The organism is Enterococcus sp. E4-223 (genome assembly GCF_035727065.1).
Lineage (GTDB): Bacteria > Bacillota > Bacilli > Lactobacillales > Enterococcaceae > Enterococcus_B > Enterococcus_B faecium.
On sequence record NZ_JAPMLH010000004.1, the window covers coordinates 250,639 to 266,771 of the forward strand.

At 36.3% G+C, this 16,133-nt stretch carries 17 protein-coding genes, 1 other RNA gene and 1 pseudogene; 14 read left to right on the forward strand and 5 right to left on the reverse strand.

The annotated features are described in order from the left end of the window. The first annotated feature begins 52 nt into the window (after nt 1-52). Nucleotides 53-391, forward strand: a complete 339-nt coding sequence (locus OS139_RS07725) for a zinc ribbon domain-containing protein YjdM (RefSeq protein ID WP_002287137.1) — start codon at nt 53-55, stop codon at nt 389-391. A 78-nt stretch (nt 392-469) separates the two neighbouring features. Beyond that, entirely contained in the window at nt 470-1,177 is a 708-nt protein-coding gene (locus tag OS139_RS07730; RefSeq protein ID WP_002287139.1) for a zinc metallopeptidase, read from the forward strand. 102 nt (nt 1,178-1,279) lie between these two features. Here OS139_RS07730 and OS139_RS07735 read toward each other — a convergent pair. Next, nucleotides 1,280-2,760 (reverse strand): annotated as a pseudogene (locus OS139_RS07735) (helix-turn-helix domain-containing protein). 309 nt (nt 2,761-3,069) lie between these two features. On the opposite strand from OS139_RS07735, the gene OS139_RS07740 reads away from it, so the two are divergent. From OS139_RS07740 to OS139_RS07750, 3 genes are all read left to right on the forward strand, one after another. After that, complete coding sequence (locus OS139_RS07740; protein WP_002307271.1) at nt 3,070-3,606, forward strand: TetR/AcrR family transcriptional regulator; 537 nt, start codon at nt 3,070-3,072, stop codon at nt 3,604-3,606. Nucleotides 3,607-3,683: 77 nt separating this feature from the next. After that, nucleotides 3,684-5,054 carry an RsmF rRNA methyltransferase first C-terminal domain-containing protein gene (locus OS139_RS07745; protein ID WP_002287145.1) on the forward strand — a complete coding sequence of 457 codons (1,371 nt, stop codon included), beginning with the start codon at nt 3,684-3,686 and terminating at the stop codon, nt 5,052-5,054. A 66-nt stretch (nt 5,055-5,120) separates the two neighbouring features. Further along, nucleotides 5,121-5,456 (forward strand): hypothetical protein, encoded by a 336-nt coding sequence (locus tag OS139_RS07750; RefSeq protein ID WP_002287147.1) that lies wholly within the window; start codon nt 5,121-5,123, stop codon nt 5,454-5,456. An 80-nt stretch (nt 5,457-5,536) separates the two neighbouring features. Here the strand turns inward: OS139_RS07750 and OS139_RS07755 are convergent, their stop codons facing one another. Then, nucleotides 5,537-6,394, reverse strand: coding sequence for a helix-turn-helix domain-containing protein (locus OS139_RS07755; protein ID WP_002318467.1), 858 nt, complete (start codon nt 6,392-6,394; stop codon nt 5,537-5,539). Between the two features lie 106 nt (nt 6,395-6,500). Between OS139_RS07755 and tadA the strand changes: the two genes are divergently transcribed. From tadA to OS139_RS07785, 6 genes are all read left to right on the forward strand, one after another. After that, nucleotides 6,501-7,016, forward strand: coding sequence for a tRNA adenosine(34) deaminase TadA (tadA, locus tag OS139_RS07760; protein ID WP_002332140.1), 516 nt, complete (start codon nt 6,501-6,503; stop codon nt 7,014-7,016). Between the two features lie 21 nt (nt 7,017-7,037). Next, nucleotides 7,038-7,124: signal recognition particle sRNA small type (gene ffs / locus OS139_RS07765), an RNA gene on the forward strand. A gap of 209 nt (nt 7,125-7,333) precedes the next feature. Next, nucleotides 7,334-8,719, forward strand: coding sequence for a bifunctional metallophosphatase/5'-nucleotidase (locus tag OS139_RS07770; RefSeq protein ID WP_002307275.1), 1,386 nt, complete (start codon nt 7,334-7,336; stop codon nt 8,717-8,719). Between the two features lie 36 nt (nt 8,720-8,755). Further along, nucleotides 8,756-9,433, forward strand: a complete 678-nt coding sequence (locus OS139_RS07775; protein WP_002287156.1) for a YutD family protein — start codon at nt 8,756-8,758, stop codon at nt 9,431-9,433. 7 nt (nt 9,434-9,440) lie between these two features. Further along, complete coding sequence (locus OS139_RS07780) at nt 9,441-10,205, forward strand: TIGR01457 family HAD-type hydrolase (RefSeq protein WP_002287159.1); 765 nt, start codon at nt 9,441-9,443, stop codon at nt 10,203-10,205. Between the two features lies 1 nt (nt 10,206). Further along, the gene (locus tag OS139_RS07785; protein ID WP_002317806.1) at nt 10,207-10,866 is read left to right on the forward strand and encodes a TIGR01906 family membrane protein; all 660 of its coding nucleotides are present in this window, start codon (nt 10,207-10,209) and stop codon (nt 10,864-10,866) included. 29 nt (nt 10,867-10,895) lie between these two features. Here OS139_RS07785 and OS139_RS07790 read toward each other — a convergent pair whose 3' ends face one another. Both OS139_RS07790 and OS139_RS07795 read right to left on the reverse strand, forming a co-directional pair. Next, nucleotides 10,896-11,405, reverse strand: coding sequence for a phosphatidylglycerophosphatase A family protein (locus OS139_RS07790; RefSeq protein ID WP_002287163.1), 510 nt, complete (start codon nt 11,403-11,405; stop codon nt 10,896-10,898). 111 nt (nt 11,406-11,516) lie between these two features. Further along, entirely contained in the window at nt 11,517-12,515 is a 999-nt protein-coding gene (locus OS139_RS07795) for an NAD(P)/FAD-dependent oxidoreductase (protein ID WP_002332138.1), read from the reverse strand. A gap of 200 nt (nt 12,516-12,715) precedes the next feature. Here OS139_RS07795 and OS139_RS07800 point away from each other — a divergent pair, with 200 nt between their 5' ends. Then, nucleotides 12,716-13,300: a peptidylprolyl isomerase gene (locus tag OS139_RS07800; RefSeq protein ID WP_002287167.1), complete on the forward strand. Its 585-nt coding sequence runs from the start codon at nt 12,716-12,718 to the stop codon at nt 13,298-13,300. 76 nt (nt 13,301-13,376) lie between these two features. Here OS139_RS07800 and OS139_RS07805 read toward each other — a convergent pair whose 3' ends face one another. Then, entirely contained in the window at nt 13,377-14,552 is a 1,176-nt protein-coding gene (locus OS139_RS07805; protein ID WP_002296072.1) for a MalY/PatB family protein, read from the reverse strand. 81 nt (nt 14,553-14,633) lie between these two features. On the opposite strand from OS139_RS07805, the gene OS139_RS07810 reads away from it, so the two are divergent. Continuing rightward, nucleotides 14,634-15,014: a CvfD/Ygs/GSP13 family RNA-binding post-transcriptional regulator gene (locus OS139_RS07810; RefSeq protein WP_002287231.1), complete on the forward strand. Its 381-nt coding sequence runs from the start codon at nt 14,634-14,636 to the stop codon at nt 15,012-15,014. Between the two features lie 73 nt (nt 15,015-15,087). Continuing rightward, complete coding sequence (locus OS139_RS07815; RefSeq protein ID WP_002287172.1) at nt 15,088-15,450, forward strand: hypothetical protein; 363 nt, start codon at nt 15,088-15,090, stop codon at nt 15,448-15,450. The last annotated feature ends 683 nt before the right edge of the window (nt 15,451-16,133 follow it).

The window sequence follows — 16,133 nt, forward strand, 5'->3', positions numbered from 1 at the left end:
CTTCTTTTTCCGTTACAATAGTGCTCACTAAAGATTTTAAAGGAGAAAGAAGATGACATTACCAAATTGCCCAGAATGTGGCTCAGAGTACACATATGAAGATCGAGGCTTGTTGATTTGCCCAGAATGCGGGAACGAATGGAACAAAGAAGAACAAGAAACTGTCATAGAAGACGGATTAGTGGTATTAGATGCAAATGGAAACCGTCTGTTAGAGGGCGATAGCGTGACAGTGATTAAAGACTTGAAAGTAAAAGGTGCGTCAGGTGCCATTAAACAAGGAACAAAAGTCAAGAACATCCGTTTAGTAGAAGGCGATCATAATATCGATTGCAAGGTAGAAGGATTTGGACCGATGAAACTGAAATCGGAATTTGTGAAAAAGAATTAAAGAATATTCAAGGTCTTTTCACATTCTTTTCCTACTACTAATGATAAAATAAAGTAAACGAAAAGGAGTGAAACGACAATGTATGGTTATGGAATGTATGGTTTTTTAGATCCGACATTTCTTTTGGTCATTCTTGGATTAGTTATTTCTGGAATTGCGTCAGCGTACGTCAATAGTACTTTCCGAAAATACGATCAAGTGAGAAGCAAAAACAATGTGACTGGTACACAAGCAGCACAATATATATTACAAAGTCAACAGATAAATAATGTCGGTGTTCAACAAATTGCCGGAGATCTCACAGATAACTACAATTCAGGTAATAAGATGTTGAGTTTGTCTCAAGCAACTGCACAGTCTACTTCAGTTGCTGCGATAGGTGTAGCAGCTCATGAATGCGGACATGCGGTGCAAGATGCTTCGGGTTATGTCCCATTGAAGATTCGTGCAGCACTTGTTCCAGCAGCTAACTTTGGTTCGATGATTTCGTTCCCATTGATTATGGTAGGTGTATTGCTTAGCTGGAACTCTACGTTAATCAATATCGGGATTTTCGCTTTTTCTTTAGCATTACTTTTCCAATTGGTGACATTACCAGTCGAATTTAACGCGTCTCGGCGAGCAATCCAAATTTTGAGTGAAGGTGGACTACTGACGGAAGAAGAAGTACCGATGGCAAGACACGTATTATTTGCAGCAGCACTGACTTATGTTGCAGCAGCGCTTTCGACATTCCTACAGCTGTTGCGCTTGATCTTATTGTTCGGCGGCAACCGAAGAGATTAAAATAAAGAAGTTGTGAAATCAGCGCTTTGATCTGAGCTAATACCGAGAGTTAGCTGATTGAATACCATTTATTTGGAATAAGAGGATGTGACAAGAATTTTGTCACATCCTCTTTGTTTTGTTCTCATAACCTTTTTTCATATACAGTTCATGAACCGCTTTTATTAACTCGCCAAATAACACTGTATTGTGCGTTGTATCCAGATAGAAAGTCTCCGTTTCATCTGAAATTTTCTCATGCTGATCTGTAATGATCAAATCAGCATGTTCTGAATATGCGGTAATTTTAACAGCATCTTTGCGAAATAACTGCTGCAAATGGCTTTGAAGATGATAATTTCCTGTAAACTGTTTGGTTATCTGTAAATGGATGAGTAACTGCTCTTTCGTTTCTGTTTGTAGTAAGTGTTGGATCAATTGACTAAGGTATTGACTGATTTGGTTTCTTTCCCCATTTTTTGAAAAAATTGTATCGATTTTTTCTCTTAAGTTCTTTTCCTGTATAAAAGAACTAGAATGATTGGACGTGGCTTCTGGAAAGCAAAGTGTAGAAAAACTACTGCTGGATTCACCCAACAGTTCGAAAAAAACAACTGCCAACACAAGAAAATAAAAATAAATTGGTATTTTATTTTCTAAATGGTTGAGAGGAAACTGTTGAGTTAAGTAAGTCATCAATTGACCGACTTGTCGACAAATAAGGTTTTTGCTTGTGGAAAATAAGAAACCAATCTCCTGTTTTTGTCGAAAAGAGATTTGATTTGGAAAAAAACAATAGAAAAAATAATTAAAGTAGGCTCTCTCTGTTTCTGTCTCTTCACAAGGACAACTCACTGAAAAAGAAGTAAAGTATTCTGAATAATCATGTGTATGCTGCAATAAGTCCATCAATTCAGTGATTTCAGAAGAAGTTTTTGGAAAATATGCCTGTTGTTTGTTTCGTAATATGAATAAAGTTAACAGCAAGTAGATATTTTTTTCTTGTTTTGAAATTTTTTCTATTTGCTCATCTGTACTGTTCATTTTTAGTGCATTTAATTCAAGTGAGGAAAATGGCCAATCGTTACCTCCAAATGTATCTGAAAGAAAAAAGTAAAGATAGAGACGGATAGATAACTCATTTCCTTCAAGAGTACAGCAATTTTTTACAGATAGGATCCGTAAATGGAATTTTTTTAAGGAATGATTGAGCTGTTTTGTCAGTTTTTCGAGATAGGAGGGCGATATATAAAGTTGTTCAAGTAAATATTTTTTGGTACAGCAGTTTGTGGATAATTGATTAGTAACATCAAATAGTTAAAACGATTGGATTCTTTTAGGTAGCATAATTTTAACTTAGAAAAAACAGCTAACTTTTTAGTTTGATCGGTTTCTTTGGTTTGGATCTCTCCTTTATGATTAGAATAAATAAATTCATCAATCAATAAAAATTGCTTGAGTGATACATTTATTTTTCGGATCAGTTCTTTGATTGTCCGTTTTGGGATATGTAAGTCATTGGATAATTCTTGTAAAGAACAATTATTTTTTTGAATGACCATTTGTAGAACAAGTAACTCTTTTTTTCTTGCTTCAATTAGCATAAATACCTCCTTTTTATTCTGTTTTTGTATATAGTTAGACAAAAACTGTGAGTGGAAAGTCATTTCAGTCTGTGTTATTCTCACAGAGTGTCGCCTTCTTTTTTATATAACGTTATTTAATTTTTTTGTTACCTTGTTTATTCTATTGTTTATTTCCTAGGGCATTTTGTCAAGATATTCTTGTTTTTAAGGCGAAAAAATTGATTTTTAATGGATATAACTAAATATATTTTGATAATTATCAATAACATTTTTTAGAATTATTTATGTTATTTATTTATGGGTAGATGAAAAGAGACGGAGGTAAGAATGATGGGGAGAGTAACAAATTATAGTAAAGAATATCTGCTGTTCAAAAGTATGGTATACGTGGAAGAATATGGAATGAAGTCAATTACTGCAAGAGAGTTAGCAGAGTTCTGCGGTTGTTCTACATACCCGATTTATACACATTTCAAATCAATCAGCGGGTTAAAAGAGAAGATATTAGAAGAAATCACTGTTTATTTTGAAAACTACTTAGCTGAATGCAGTTCCGATGATGTTTTAAGCATTGTCTACTTATTGAAAGATTTTTTTTCTATCCATGAAAGTATTCGTGAAATCATTGCAAAATCTGATTTAGACATGGATTCGCTATTTAAGCGGCCATTTTTCTCATATGTCAAAGGTCACACGAAGATCAAAGAAGAAAAGTCGCTTGAATTGGTATGGCTTAATGCATTGGGAAGTTTGCGCTCAGATGATTCTTCTCAAGATTTTCTTGAAATGATGAACGCTGTTGGGGATAAAAACGAGGTGACGGATGAATACTTGGAAAATATCTTAAAGGAACAGTCACCTTAGGCAGCAACATGAAAAAGTAGATCAGCCACCTTTATTTTTCGTAAAAAAGATTGTAAAATGTCTAACGAAACATTGGAATGAAGGAGGAAGCGACAACGTTACCACAGCAATTTATCAAAAAATATCGTCTTCTTTTAGGCGAAGAAGCATCCGATTTTTTTTCTGCGCTTGAACAAGGAAGCGTGAAAAAAGGATTTCGGTGGAATCCACTAAAACCGGCAGGATTGGACATGGTCCAAACTTACCATAGCGAAGAATTACAACCCGCTCCCTACAGTAATGAGGGATTTCTTGGCACTGTCAATGGAAAGTCTTTCCTCCATCAAGCTGGGTATGAATATAGCCAAGAACCAAGTGCAATGATCGTTGGAACAGCTGCTGCAGCAAAACCCGGTGAAAAAGTTTTGGATTTGTGTGCGGCTCCCGGTGGTAAATCAACCCAATTAGCTGCTCAAATGAAGGGGAAAGGGTTATTAGTGACGAATGAGATCTTTCCGAAACGTGCGAAGATTTTATCAGAAAATATAGAACGATGGGGAGTTTCGAACGCAATAGTGACAAATCATGCACCCGCAGAACTTGTCCCTCATTTTTCGGGCTTTTTTGATCGGATCGTGGTTGATGCTCCTTGTTCAGGAGAAGGAATGTTCCGAAAAGATCCAAATGCAATAAAAGAGTGGACAGAAGAATCTCCGCTATACTGTCAAAAACGTCAGCAAGAGATTTTGTCTTCAGCAATAAAAATGCTAAAAAATAAAGGACAACTGATTTATTCGACTTGTACGTTTGCACCAGAAGAAAATGAAGAGATCATTAGCTGGCTTGTAGAAAATTATCCAGTAACGATTGAGGAGATTCCTTTGACTCAATCCGTTAGTTCAGGACGTTCTGAATGGGGAAGCGTAGCTGGTTTGGAAAAAACAATACGTATATGGCCTCATAAAGATCAGGGTGAAGGACATTTTGTTGCAAAGCTGACTTTTCATGGACAAAATCAGATGCATAAAGAAAAGAAGACACGAAAAAAAAGTAAAGTGCAAATGACAAAAGAGCAGGAAAAACTCTGGACGGAGTTTTCAAATGATTTTCATTATGAAGCTACTGGAAGACTTTTAGTGTTCAACGACCATCTTTGGGAAGTTCCTGAGTTAGCCCCTTCTCTCGATGGTTTAAAAGTCGTACGTACAGGTTTGCATTTAGGAGATTTCAAAAAGAATCGATTTGAACCTAGCTATGCATTAGCGCTTGCTACAAAAAAGATAGAGAATATACCTTGCTTGCCGATCACTCAAAAGGAATGGCAATCTTACACAGCAGGAGAAACATTTCAACGTGATGGGAATCAAGGATGGGTTTTGCTAGTATTAGATAAGATACCTGTCGGATTTGGGAAACAAGTAAAAGGAACAGTAAAGAACTTTTTCCCTAAAGGATTGAGATTTCACTGAGTGGATTAGTTCGTTTATTTTTTTGTCTATGCTATGATGGAGATAGATAAAAAGGAGCTGATACTTATGAAAACATCAACAAAAGTAACAATCGGATTAAGCGTAGCAGCCGCTGCCAGTGTAGCGACAGCAGTCGTTGTATCGGGAAAAGTAATGGAAAAGATCCATCATATGACTACTCGGACGAAAGTAAAAAAATTCGTCTATGACAAATTTGATGGAAATGAAAAATTACTAGAAATCGTAGATGGTCTTTCAGATAGTGACTTGGATTCTTTGATGGGAATGTTAGCAAAAATCAAATCAGGAAAAAAGAAAATCTCTGTTTATGGTGATTCGATCAAAGATTCAACTGAAGATGTAAAAGACCGGCTAATGCATTTTGTTGAAAAAATGATGTAAGAGAAACTAGCTTTTGAACACTATTCATTCGAAATAAGGGGTTGTGACAAAATTATTGTCACAACCCCTTTAATCTATCTTTAATTATGTTCATGAATCAATAAAAGATAGCAAAACAGTAAATCGTTGGCTTTTTTTAGATTGAAACCAGACTGTTCTTGAAATTTTTCGATTCGATATTTTAGAGTATTACGATGAAGAAACAGTGTTTTTGCAGCAGAGCTGACATTGCCTAATTCATTCCATAATTCTTGAATGATCACTTCCATTTCATTTTGTTTGATCAGTTCTATGTAACTTTTGATCAACTTACTATCTTTTACAGTATCTTTTGTATAGTAATGTAAAGCCACATCTTGCATAGAAAAAGTACGGCTGTGAGTATAAAGATTGTTTTGCTCTGTTAAAAAAATTTTTCTTTCTTCAGCAAACAAAGGGACGAGGTCGGTGCCAGGTGAATGGAAAGAACCAACGAATACAGACGTTGTCGTATCAAAATCAGCATCTAAAGATAGAAAAATACCGTTGATTTCAGTAGCATCAAGATAATCACGGTTTATTTGTTCGACTAAGAGCGCATCTGTGTCTGTATAAAAAAAGAAATCAGAAGAATAGCGAAATAATTCCAAAATAGTATCTTGCCATTCTTTTTTTAAGAATTCTCCTTTTGATTCGACGTGAAGCTGGATCAAACGAAAACTTTTTTCTTGAACACAAGAAGCATCTTTAAAAAGATATTGATACCATGGGTGTTTTTTTTGATCGTTGATTACAGGGAATAACGCTTTCAAAAGGCTGGTTTCTTGTTGAGATAATGAATCTTGTTTGATCCAGATAAAAGCATCATCAATTGCAAAAGAAAGGATATCCGCTTCTGATGCTGGAGAGTTTTTTTTCTGTGCTTGTGGGTAAAGAGCAAGTAATTTATCCATTTTCATCTTGTTCACCTCTTGTATTTATTTTACCATAGAAAAAAAAGTTAGTTACAGCCTTTTTATCATATGCTAAAGTAAAACAAGAAAAAACAAAGGCAGGGAAGGGTAATTGATAAATACAAATCTTGATGCAGTAGAAAAAGAAAAATGGATGCGCCTTGCATTGGCAGAAGCAAAGAAAGCAGAAATGCTTCATGAAGTTCCGATTGGAGCAGTGGTTGTATTGGATGGAAAAGTGATTGGAAGAGGATATAACCTTAGAGAAACCACGCAAGATGCTACTACACATGCAGAAATGCTTGCAATCAAGGAAGCCTGTGAAAAAGTGGGAAGCTGGCGCTTGGAAGATGCCGCACTTTTTGTTACCTTAGAGCCTTGTCCTATGTGCAGCGGCGCGATGATTTTGTCTCGTGTAGCAGAAGTTTATTTCGGTGCGTATGATCCAAAAGGCGGAACAGCCGGTACCTTGATGAATCTTTTGGAGGACGAGCGGTTTAACCACCAAGCATATGTAGAAGGTGGCATTTTAGAAGACGAATGTGGGATGATTTTGACTGACTTTTTCCGAAAGCTCCGCCAGCGAAAAAAGAAATTAAAAAAAGACTGGTCAACGAATGAAAAATAAGGTATACTATTCTTTGCCGAAAGGCTAGGACAATGGTGGGCTTGTGAAGCGTGTCAGGTCTGGAAGGAAGCAGCACTAAGCAGGTTCCGCCATGTGTCTGATTATAATGAAACGGCAACAGACTTTCGGGTCTGTTTTTTTTTATTTTTATAGTACTGTAAAAATGAATGTTCCTGATTTTTTAGCCAGACTGATTTATCGAATATTGTACTTATACAATTTGCTTCAAGGCAGGAAAAACTCTGAAATAGAGCTTGTTTCAATGGAAGAAAAAGCTGCCTATGGTATGATAAAGATAAAGAGAGGCGAGAGGGTACATGGAAAAAATAGTGATTTTACATACGAATGATCTGCATTCTCATTTAGAAAATTGGCCAAGGATCAGAAGGTTTTTGGATCAACGTAAACGAGAAAACGAAAAGAAAGAAAAAACGACAACGATTGCAGTAGATCTAGGTGATTTTGTGGATCGTTGGCATCCATTGTCAGAAGCAACGAATGGACAGGAAAATATCTTGCTGATGAATGAAGTTGGTTATGATGCAGCGACGATAGGAAACAATGAAGGCGTAGGAAATTCCAAAGAAGAGCTGAATCATTTATACGATCATGCTGAGTTTGATATCATCCTGGATAACTTATTCGATAAAAATACGCTCCAGCCACCGGCATGGACGAAACCATATAAAATTATTACAACGAAACACCAGACGAAAATCGGACTAATTGCATTTACTGCTCCATTTCCGCTTACTTATAATCCGAATGGCTGGGACATACGGAATCCTTATGATATTTTGCCAGAATTAGTCGAAGATTTACGTTCACAAGTGGATGTTTTAGTTTTGATGAGTCATCTCGGGATTCAGGATGATTTCCAAATTGCAAAAGAAATACCAGCAATTGATGTTATCTTAGGATCGCACACCCATCATTTATTCAGAGAAGGTCACGTAATCAATGATGTCCAAATAGCAGCCGCTGGAAAGTACGGGCAGTATGTCGGTGAAGTCCATTTAACCATCGATGAAGAGAAAAAAATCCTTAAGCATTCAGCCAAAGCCATCCCTACCGAAACAATGACAGCTTTTACAGAAGATGAACAAGAAATAAATAGTTATCTAGAACGTGGGCATGAATTATTAAAAGAAAAAGAAGTAGCAGATTTGCCATTTTCTCTGAGTCTAGATATCTTCAATGAGCATTCGTTTATCCAAGTCGCCCTTGAGGCGGTGAAAGAACGAGGAAAGACGGAAGCAGCAATATTAAACAGTGGTCTGTTTTTAACTGAAATTCCAAAAGGGCGGGTCAATCAGGATCAGCTTCACACTGCGTTGCCACATCCGATGCACTTGTTAAATGTCACATTGGGTGGAAATGATCTGATTCGCTTAGTTTTAGAAATAGAAAAAAATCGTAACTTTTTACGTAACTATCCTATGAAGGGAATGGGATTTCGCGGTAAGATTTTTGGGCAGATGGTCTATAATGGAATCACATATGATTCTATTAACCATCAAGTCTTTTGGAAGAACAAGCCAATCGATCTGAATAAAAATTATACTTTTACTACCGTAGATCATTTGATGTTTGTTCCATTTTTTCCAACGATTGAGATTGCTGGAAAAAATGAATTTTTGTTCCCTGAATTTATCCGAAGTGTGGTAGGAGATTACTTGAAAGCTCACTACCCAATCAAATAAAAACAAGGTATAATAAAAAAGATAGGTGGTGAACGCATGTCTGCAAAACAAAATGAACAGCAGAACGTTGAGCATAAAACAGAAATTGCTAAGAAAAAATCATCAGCTGAACAGGAAACGACAGTCACCGAAGAACTGACAGCTGCTTTGGAAGAAATCGTTGAGGAGCCTAAAGCAGAAAAAGTCAAAGGCGAGCTAGTGACACTGTTAGATGACAGTAATTTTTTGATAGGTGAAAGACATTATCGGCTTGTGTCCGATTATCGTGAAGGATTTAATGCAGAAAAGCTTGGAGAACGTTACAGTGATGTACTAGCCCGATATGATTATATCGTAGGAGATTGGGGTTATGAACAACTACGCCTAAAAGGATTTTTCCAAGCGGATAATCGACGGGCGCATCCAGATCAGCGAATCGATTCCTTGGAAGACTATCTTTACGAATATTGCAATTTTGGTTGTGCGTATTTTGTCATCGAGAGAATCGGCGGTAAAAAAGAAAAGACAACTCAGCGCCGAAAAAAGAAAAAAAACCATAATCGTGCGTATATCGATGAGAAAAAAGGACCAGTCGCATCTAATCGCAAAAAACCGGTTATTAAAAATCGAAAAACAGAGTCAGCAAAAACCTCTGAAAAAGTAAAAAAACAAGAACAACCTAAACAAGTAGAAAAAACAAAAACAGCATTTACGATAAGAAAAAGGGAAGAGTAGTGGATGAATGGACTATAAAGGATATTTAATTGATTTAGACGGAACGATTTATCGTGGGACACAACCCATACCGGCCGGTAAACGATTTGTGGAAGAATTGCAAAAAAGAAAATTACCTTTCTTGTTTGTTACCAATAACACGACTAAGTCACCAGAAACAGTAGCTAATCGTCTAGCAGATGAGTTTGACATTCATGTAGCTCCAGAGACAGTCTACACAGCTACTTTGGCAACAATCGATTTTATGAAAGCAGATGGAAAAGGGAAAAAAGTCTATGTTATCGGAGAAGCAGGATTGATTGACTTGATTTTAGCTGCCGGATTTACATGGGAAGAAGAGGCTCCTGACTATGTAGTGGTAGGCTTAGATAATTATCTGACCTATGAAAAAGTAGTTAAAGCAACACTTGCTATTCAAAAAGGTGCTACTTTCATTGGAACGAACCCAGATAAGAATATACCTACTGAACGCGGCCTTCTTCCTGGAGCAGGGTCAGTCATCTCTTTTGTAGAGACAGCAACCCAAACGCCGCCGATCTACATCGGAAAACCAGAAGCCATCATTATGGATAAAGCCGTTGAAGTATTAGGGCTGCAAAAAGAAGAAGTAATCATGGTTGGAGATAACTATGAAACAGATATCCAAGCTGGGATACGCAATAATATAGATACTTTGCTCGTTTTATCAGGTTTTACAAAAGAAGAAGATGTACCTGGGTTGCCTATCCCAGCTACCTATGTGAAACAATCACTGGATGAATGGAGCTTCTAATATGAAAAATTCGAGATGGCAGTGGATGGAATATGCTGGATTGTTCAGCCTATTTCTGACACTGATCAGTCTGGCAGTTGGTGTGACGATCAACTTTCGACCACTATACGTATTTGATATCGGACATTTGCAAATTTTGGATTATACTTCTTTAGATCAAGAGACATTACTGAAAAATTTTGATCACCTAATGAATTATCTCAATAATCCCTTCAAAACCATCCTCAGCTTGCCAGATTTCCCAGTTTCTGCTAGCGGAGCCCATCACTTTTATGAAGTGAAAATTTTGTTTTTAGTGGATTATGCTGTGTTTTTCATCACTTTGATCCCGAGTATTTTGTTTATCAAATATTTGCAAAAGAATGATCGGCTTTGGCGGTTGATTCGTCCGTTTCAAATCGGCATGTTACTGCCAGTTGTTTTCGGTTTTTTCATGATGGTAGGATTTGATCGCTTTTTTATCCTTTTTCATGAAACGTTTTTCAACAACGATGACTGGTTATTCGATCCCGTTACTGATCCAATCATCAATGTACTTCCAGAAGAATTTTTCATGCATAGCTTTATCTTATTTTTTGTATTATTAGAATTATTTTTTGCTGTTTTTCTTTTCTTAGGAAAAAATAGCTTGAAACAAACAAAAAAGAAAGAACTCGTCTAAATAGACGTTTTCTTTCTTTTTTTGTTGAATTATTGAGTAAGGCGACTTCTTTTTTCTGGTTCTTTGTGTGCTAATCGACTGGCAGCAGCAGCGGCGATCGCTCCGACGATATCATCTAAGAAGGTATGGACATGAACGCCATCGTGGCTGTTTAGTTCTTTTAAAATACCAGGTTTCACCTTGTCGATATAACCATAATTCGTAAAGCCGATCGTACCGTAAACATTCACGATTGACAAGGCTAGGATCTCATCGATACCGTAAAGGCCTTCGTCATCTTCGATAATATGTTGCAACGGACTCATCAATTTTTTCTTTTCTGCTAATATATCTAATTGGATTCCAGTGATAATGGCGTTATGTACTTCACGCTTTGTTAGCACGCTGTTGACACTTTCAGTACAATCCGCCAAAGTCAAATCAGAAATATAGTCTTTTTGTAAAAACATGACAAGTTGTGCGATATCTTCTACAGTTACGCCACGTTCCTTCAATAGTTCTCTTGCCTTTTCTTCTAAAGTCTCAGTTTTGACGACCATATTATTGCTCCCCCTTTATTTTTTCTTTCTCTATTTCATGTTAACGGAACATGAAAAAAATGCAAGAAACTGCTTTCGGGTTTAACTTGAAATGCAAAGAGATATAAAAAATCAACTAGGACGAAGATTTTTATCGTATAAGCTTGTGCTGTGACCAGGCTGAGTTCGTTCCTTTGGATTAATATAGTGTAAAGCATTGTTCACTGCAGTAGGTGCTTCACCGAGCCCAGTAGCAATCAGTTTCACTTTTCCTTCATAGGTACAGATGTCACCAGCTGCATAAACGCCTGGAATAGAAGTAGACATATCTGATTTTACAGTAATGGCATTTCTGGTACTATCAAGTCCCCAAGAAGAAAGATGTTCTAAATTAGAAGAGAATCCATAATTGACGATCAGAGAATCAATCATCAAATCAATCGTCTCGTCACTTTTCACTTTTTTTAACCGGATATCTGTCAGTTCCCCATTATTGCCTGATAATCCATCGATGAGATAGGGAGTAAGCAAGTTGACAGATGAAGATTTCAAGCGTGATACACTATGTTCGTGCGCACGAAATTCCGGGCGACGATGAATCAAGTAAACTTCGCTTGCAATAGGCTCTAACATCAACGCCCAATCGATAGCAGAATCACCACCTCCAGCAATAGCGACTTTTTTTCCAGCATACTTCATCAAATCATTCACGAAATAATCCAATCCGTGGTTTTCAAATGATTCAGCATTATCTAAATTCAATTTTCTTGGCTGGAATGAACCATTTCCTAAAGCTAAAATGACTGCTTTGGAATAATGGATGCCTTTATTTGTAGTAATCTCGATAACTTCGTCTTCACGAGTAAGCGAGAGAACTTCTTCTTTTAAATGGGATGTATGGTTAAAAGTAGTTAATTGTTTTTCTAATTGATCGATTAATTCACTTGCTTTTATTGCTGGATACCCAGGAATATCGTAAATATATTTTTCGGGATACAAAGTTGCTAATTGACCACCAAGTTGAGGTAGACTGTCAATGATTTTTGTTTTAGCTTGGCGCATTCCTGCGTAAAAAGCGGCAAACATCCCTACAGGACCTGCACCGATGATTGTAATGTCATAGATTTCCATAAAAATTCCTCCCTTTTCACACTATAGCAGAATTTAATTGAGAATGCTTCTCAAAAATGTTTGAATTCGAAATCGAAACGGTAAGTTATAGAATGTATCTAGTGATGAAAAATAAAAGAAAACAAATCTAGTATTTTTACGAGAGGTTAGGTATTATGTTATTATTATTATGAAGTATGCAAATATTAGGAGGAAACAATATGGCATTCCCACAACTAGATTTAAAAAGTGAAAAAGGACCAAAAGCTGTTATCAAAACAAACCGTGGTGACATTACTGTTCAATTATTCCCTGAATTAGCACCGAAGACGGTTCAAAATTTCATTGAACTTTCCAAAAAAGGTTATTATGATGGCGTGATTTTTCACCGCGTTATTCCTGATTTCATGATCCAAGGCGGCGATCCAACTGGAACAGGAATGGGTGGCGAAAGTATTTATGGCGAAAGTTTTGAAGATGAATTCAGTCGTGAACTGTTCAACCTTCGCGGAGCTTTATCTATGGCAAATTCAGGTCCAAACACAAACGGAAGCCAATTCTTTATTGTAAATAACACAAATGTGCCAGCTAATATGCTTGGACAACTAGAAGGTGCTGGATTCCCATCAGAAATCATTGAAGCGTATAAAGGTGGCGGAACTCCTTGGCTAGATTTCCGACATACAGTCTTTGGACATGTACTAGAAGGGATGGACACAGTAGATGAAATCGCAAATGTACAACGTGGTCCACAAGACCGACCTGTACATGATGTAGTGATTGAAACAATTGAAATTTCAGAATAGTTTGGTATGGTACGGAGTAATTATGAAAAAGGACGAAACCTAGTAAGGTCTCGTCCTTTTATTTTGAATAAATGATTTAATCGATTGTCTCTAAAGCATACTTGATTCGATTAAGTCCTTCCAGTAAAGTTTCTTCTGGACAAGCAATATTCAAGCGCATATGCCCATGACCGGAAGGACCAAACGTGATGCCAGGATTTAATACGACTTTTCCTTTCCGAACAAGAGTGTTCTCCAATTCTTGGTCGTCTGAAATATAGGCGGTAAAATCTAACCACATTAAGTAAGTTCCTTCAGGGTTCATTATTCTCACTTTCGGAAGATACTGTTCAAAAAACTGATTAACTGTTTGAACATTTTTTTCTAGATAAGGAATCAGTTGGCTTAACCATTCTCCACCCGTCTCATAAGCCGCTTGGGTTCCAATCAGTCCAAAAGTGTTGATTTCGTGCTGTTGGTTCATCACTAAATGTTTTTCAAAATCAGCTTTCATCTCTGGATTTTTGATAAATACCATTGAATTTTTGATTGCAGCTAGATTGAAAGTCTTGGTTGCGGAAGTAAAAGCAACTAGTAGATCATCTAAATTAGGATCAATCGTTAGCATGGAAGTAAATGTATGATCAAATAAAGTTAAATCTTGATGGATCTCGTCACTAAACAGAATCACTTGATGTTTTAAACACAATTCGCTTAACTGTTTCAATTCTTCTTTGCTCCAAACACGCCCTCCAGGATTGTGAGGATTGCATAAAATCATTGCTTTTACATTGTTTTCTTCGATTTTTTTCTCCATGTCAGACAAGTCCATGATGAAATGATTATTTTTTTCTAGCAAAGAGCTTCGAACGATGTGACGTTGATTTGTTTCTATAATAGAGGAAAATGGAGGATAAACTGGGTCATGAATCAAAATAGAATCGCCTGGTTTTGTAAAAGTTTGTACTGCTGCAGCTAAACTAGTTAACACACCACTTGTAAAAACGATATTTTCTTTCGTCAACTCCACAGCATGGTGTTGGCGTTCCCAATGAATGATAGCCTGATATAGTTTATCAGACAGAGTGGCATAACCAAAGATTCCATGTTTGATGTATTCACTAAACGCTTTAGCTACCCCACCGGGAGACAAGAAGTCCATATCTGCTACCCACAAAGGAAGTAAGTCATCCATTTGATATGTCTCAGCAATTGCGTCCCATTTTACACTTTCTGTATCTTTTCTTGAAATCTGTTTATCAAATTCGATCATCTTAAGACCTCCAGTCATTTTCGTCGCTTCTTTTTTTGAGCTATTTACAGTATAATGATAAATGCGAAGAGAGGGAAGTAGATGACTTATAAAATTGGACAAATAATTGAAGGAAAAGTGACAGGAATACAGCCTTATGGCGCATTCGTTTCTCTTGATAACGAGACGCAAGGACTTATTCATGTTTCGGAAGTACAATCCGGTTATACGAAAAATATCCATTCATTGTTAAAAGTCGGACAGCCAGTAACAGTTCAGATCATCGACATTGATGAATATTCCAAAAAAATCAGTTTATCTTTAAGAACGTTAGAAAAAACAAATCCAGCTGTTCCATATCGCAGAAAAAGGTATTTCACGAATAAAAATCGTAAGATCGGATTTACCACTATTGCGGAGCAGTTACCTATTTGGATAGAAGAAGCATTATCTGAACTAGAACGGAAAGAAAATAAGAAATAAAAAGTGTATTTTTTCTGAAAATGTGCTAGAATTTTTATGTAAGCCATAGAACAAGTTGATCGAGGTGGAAATTTTGGCAAGCAAAAGAGTTGCTGGTACAATTATGTTGCATTTGGAGGATGGTACTAAAAAATTTTTGGTCCATTCAATTGATGACAAGTTGGAATTTGCGTTAGCGGAACTTTCTGAAGGAAAGACTGGTTTAGCGAATATACTTAATTTCTTAAAAGAAATAGTTCATATCGATGTTAGCAAGATTAGTTTGATGGAATTGACAAATACACATATTAAAGAGGAAAATGTTCCGTTGTTTGTCTTTGAAACTGAACAAAAGAATCAAAGAGAAGAATTAGGCGAAGGATATATTTGGGAAGAACCAGGTCAAATGCGCTCTGTTCTTGGAACTTACGAAGTAGAGGGAGTGCCTTTCTTCTAAAATACAGATTAAGCGAACAAAGAAGTTTGAATTTTTTTCAAACTTCTTTTTTTATTGTTTGGTCCAAAAAATACAATGAAATGTTCTGCTAAAGATAGTTTTTTAGTGCATTTTATTTTCAAAATTATGTAGAAAGCGGTTGTATAACGAATAATAATAATTGATCGAAAAATCATTTCACAAAGTAATGCTTAATTTATAGTTGACCAAGGAAGAAATACATGATAAATTTAACAGCGTTGATTCTGAAGTGGATGTTATATCACATTTCTAAAAAAATTAAAAAATAGTTATTGACATGTTACTAACGACATGATAAGATAACTGAGTTGTTAAAAAAGAACCACTTGCGAAGCTTGATTCTATCGAAAAAAACTTCAAAAAAGTTCTTGACAAATAACAAACGGTAAGTTATGATAAATGAGTTGCTGAAAGATTTCGAAAAACGAAATCGAAAAAAACTTTTAAAAAAGAGTTGACAATCGCTTGTCTCTCTGATATGATATAAAAGTTGCTACGGCAACCAAAAATGAATCGGGAAACACTCCCGATGAAGTAGACCTTTGAAAACTGAACAAAGTAAGACAAACCAAATGTGTAGGGCGTCTTGATTCAATTCAAGACAACAAACATTTTTAACAAGCAAGCAATATGCTAGCAAACAAATTGAGCTTAACAATCGC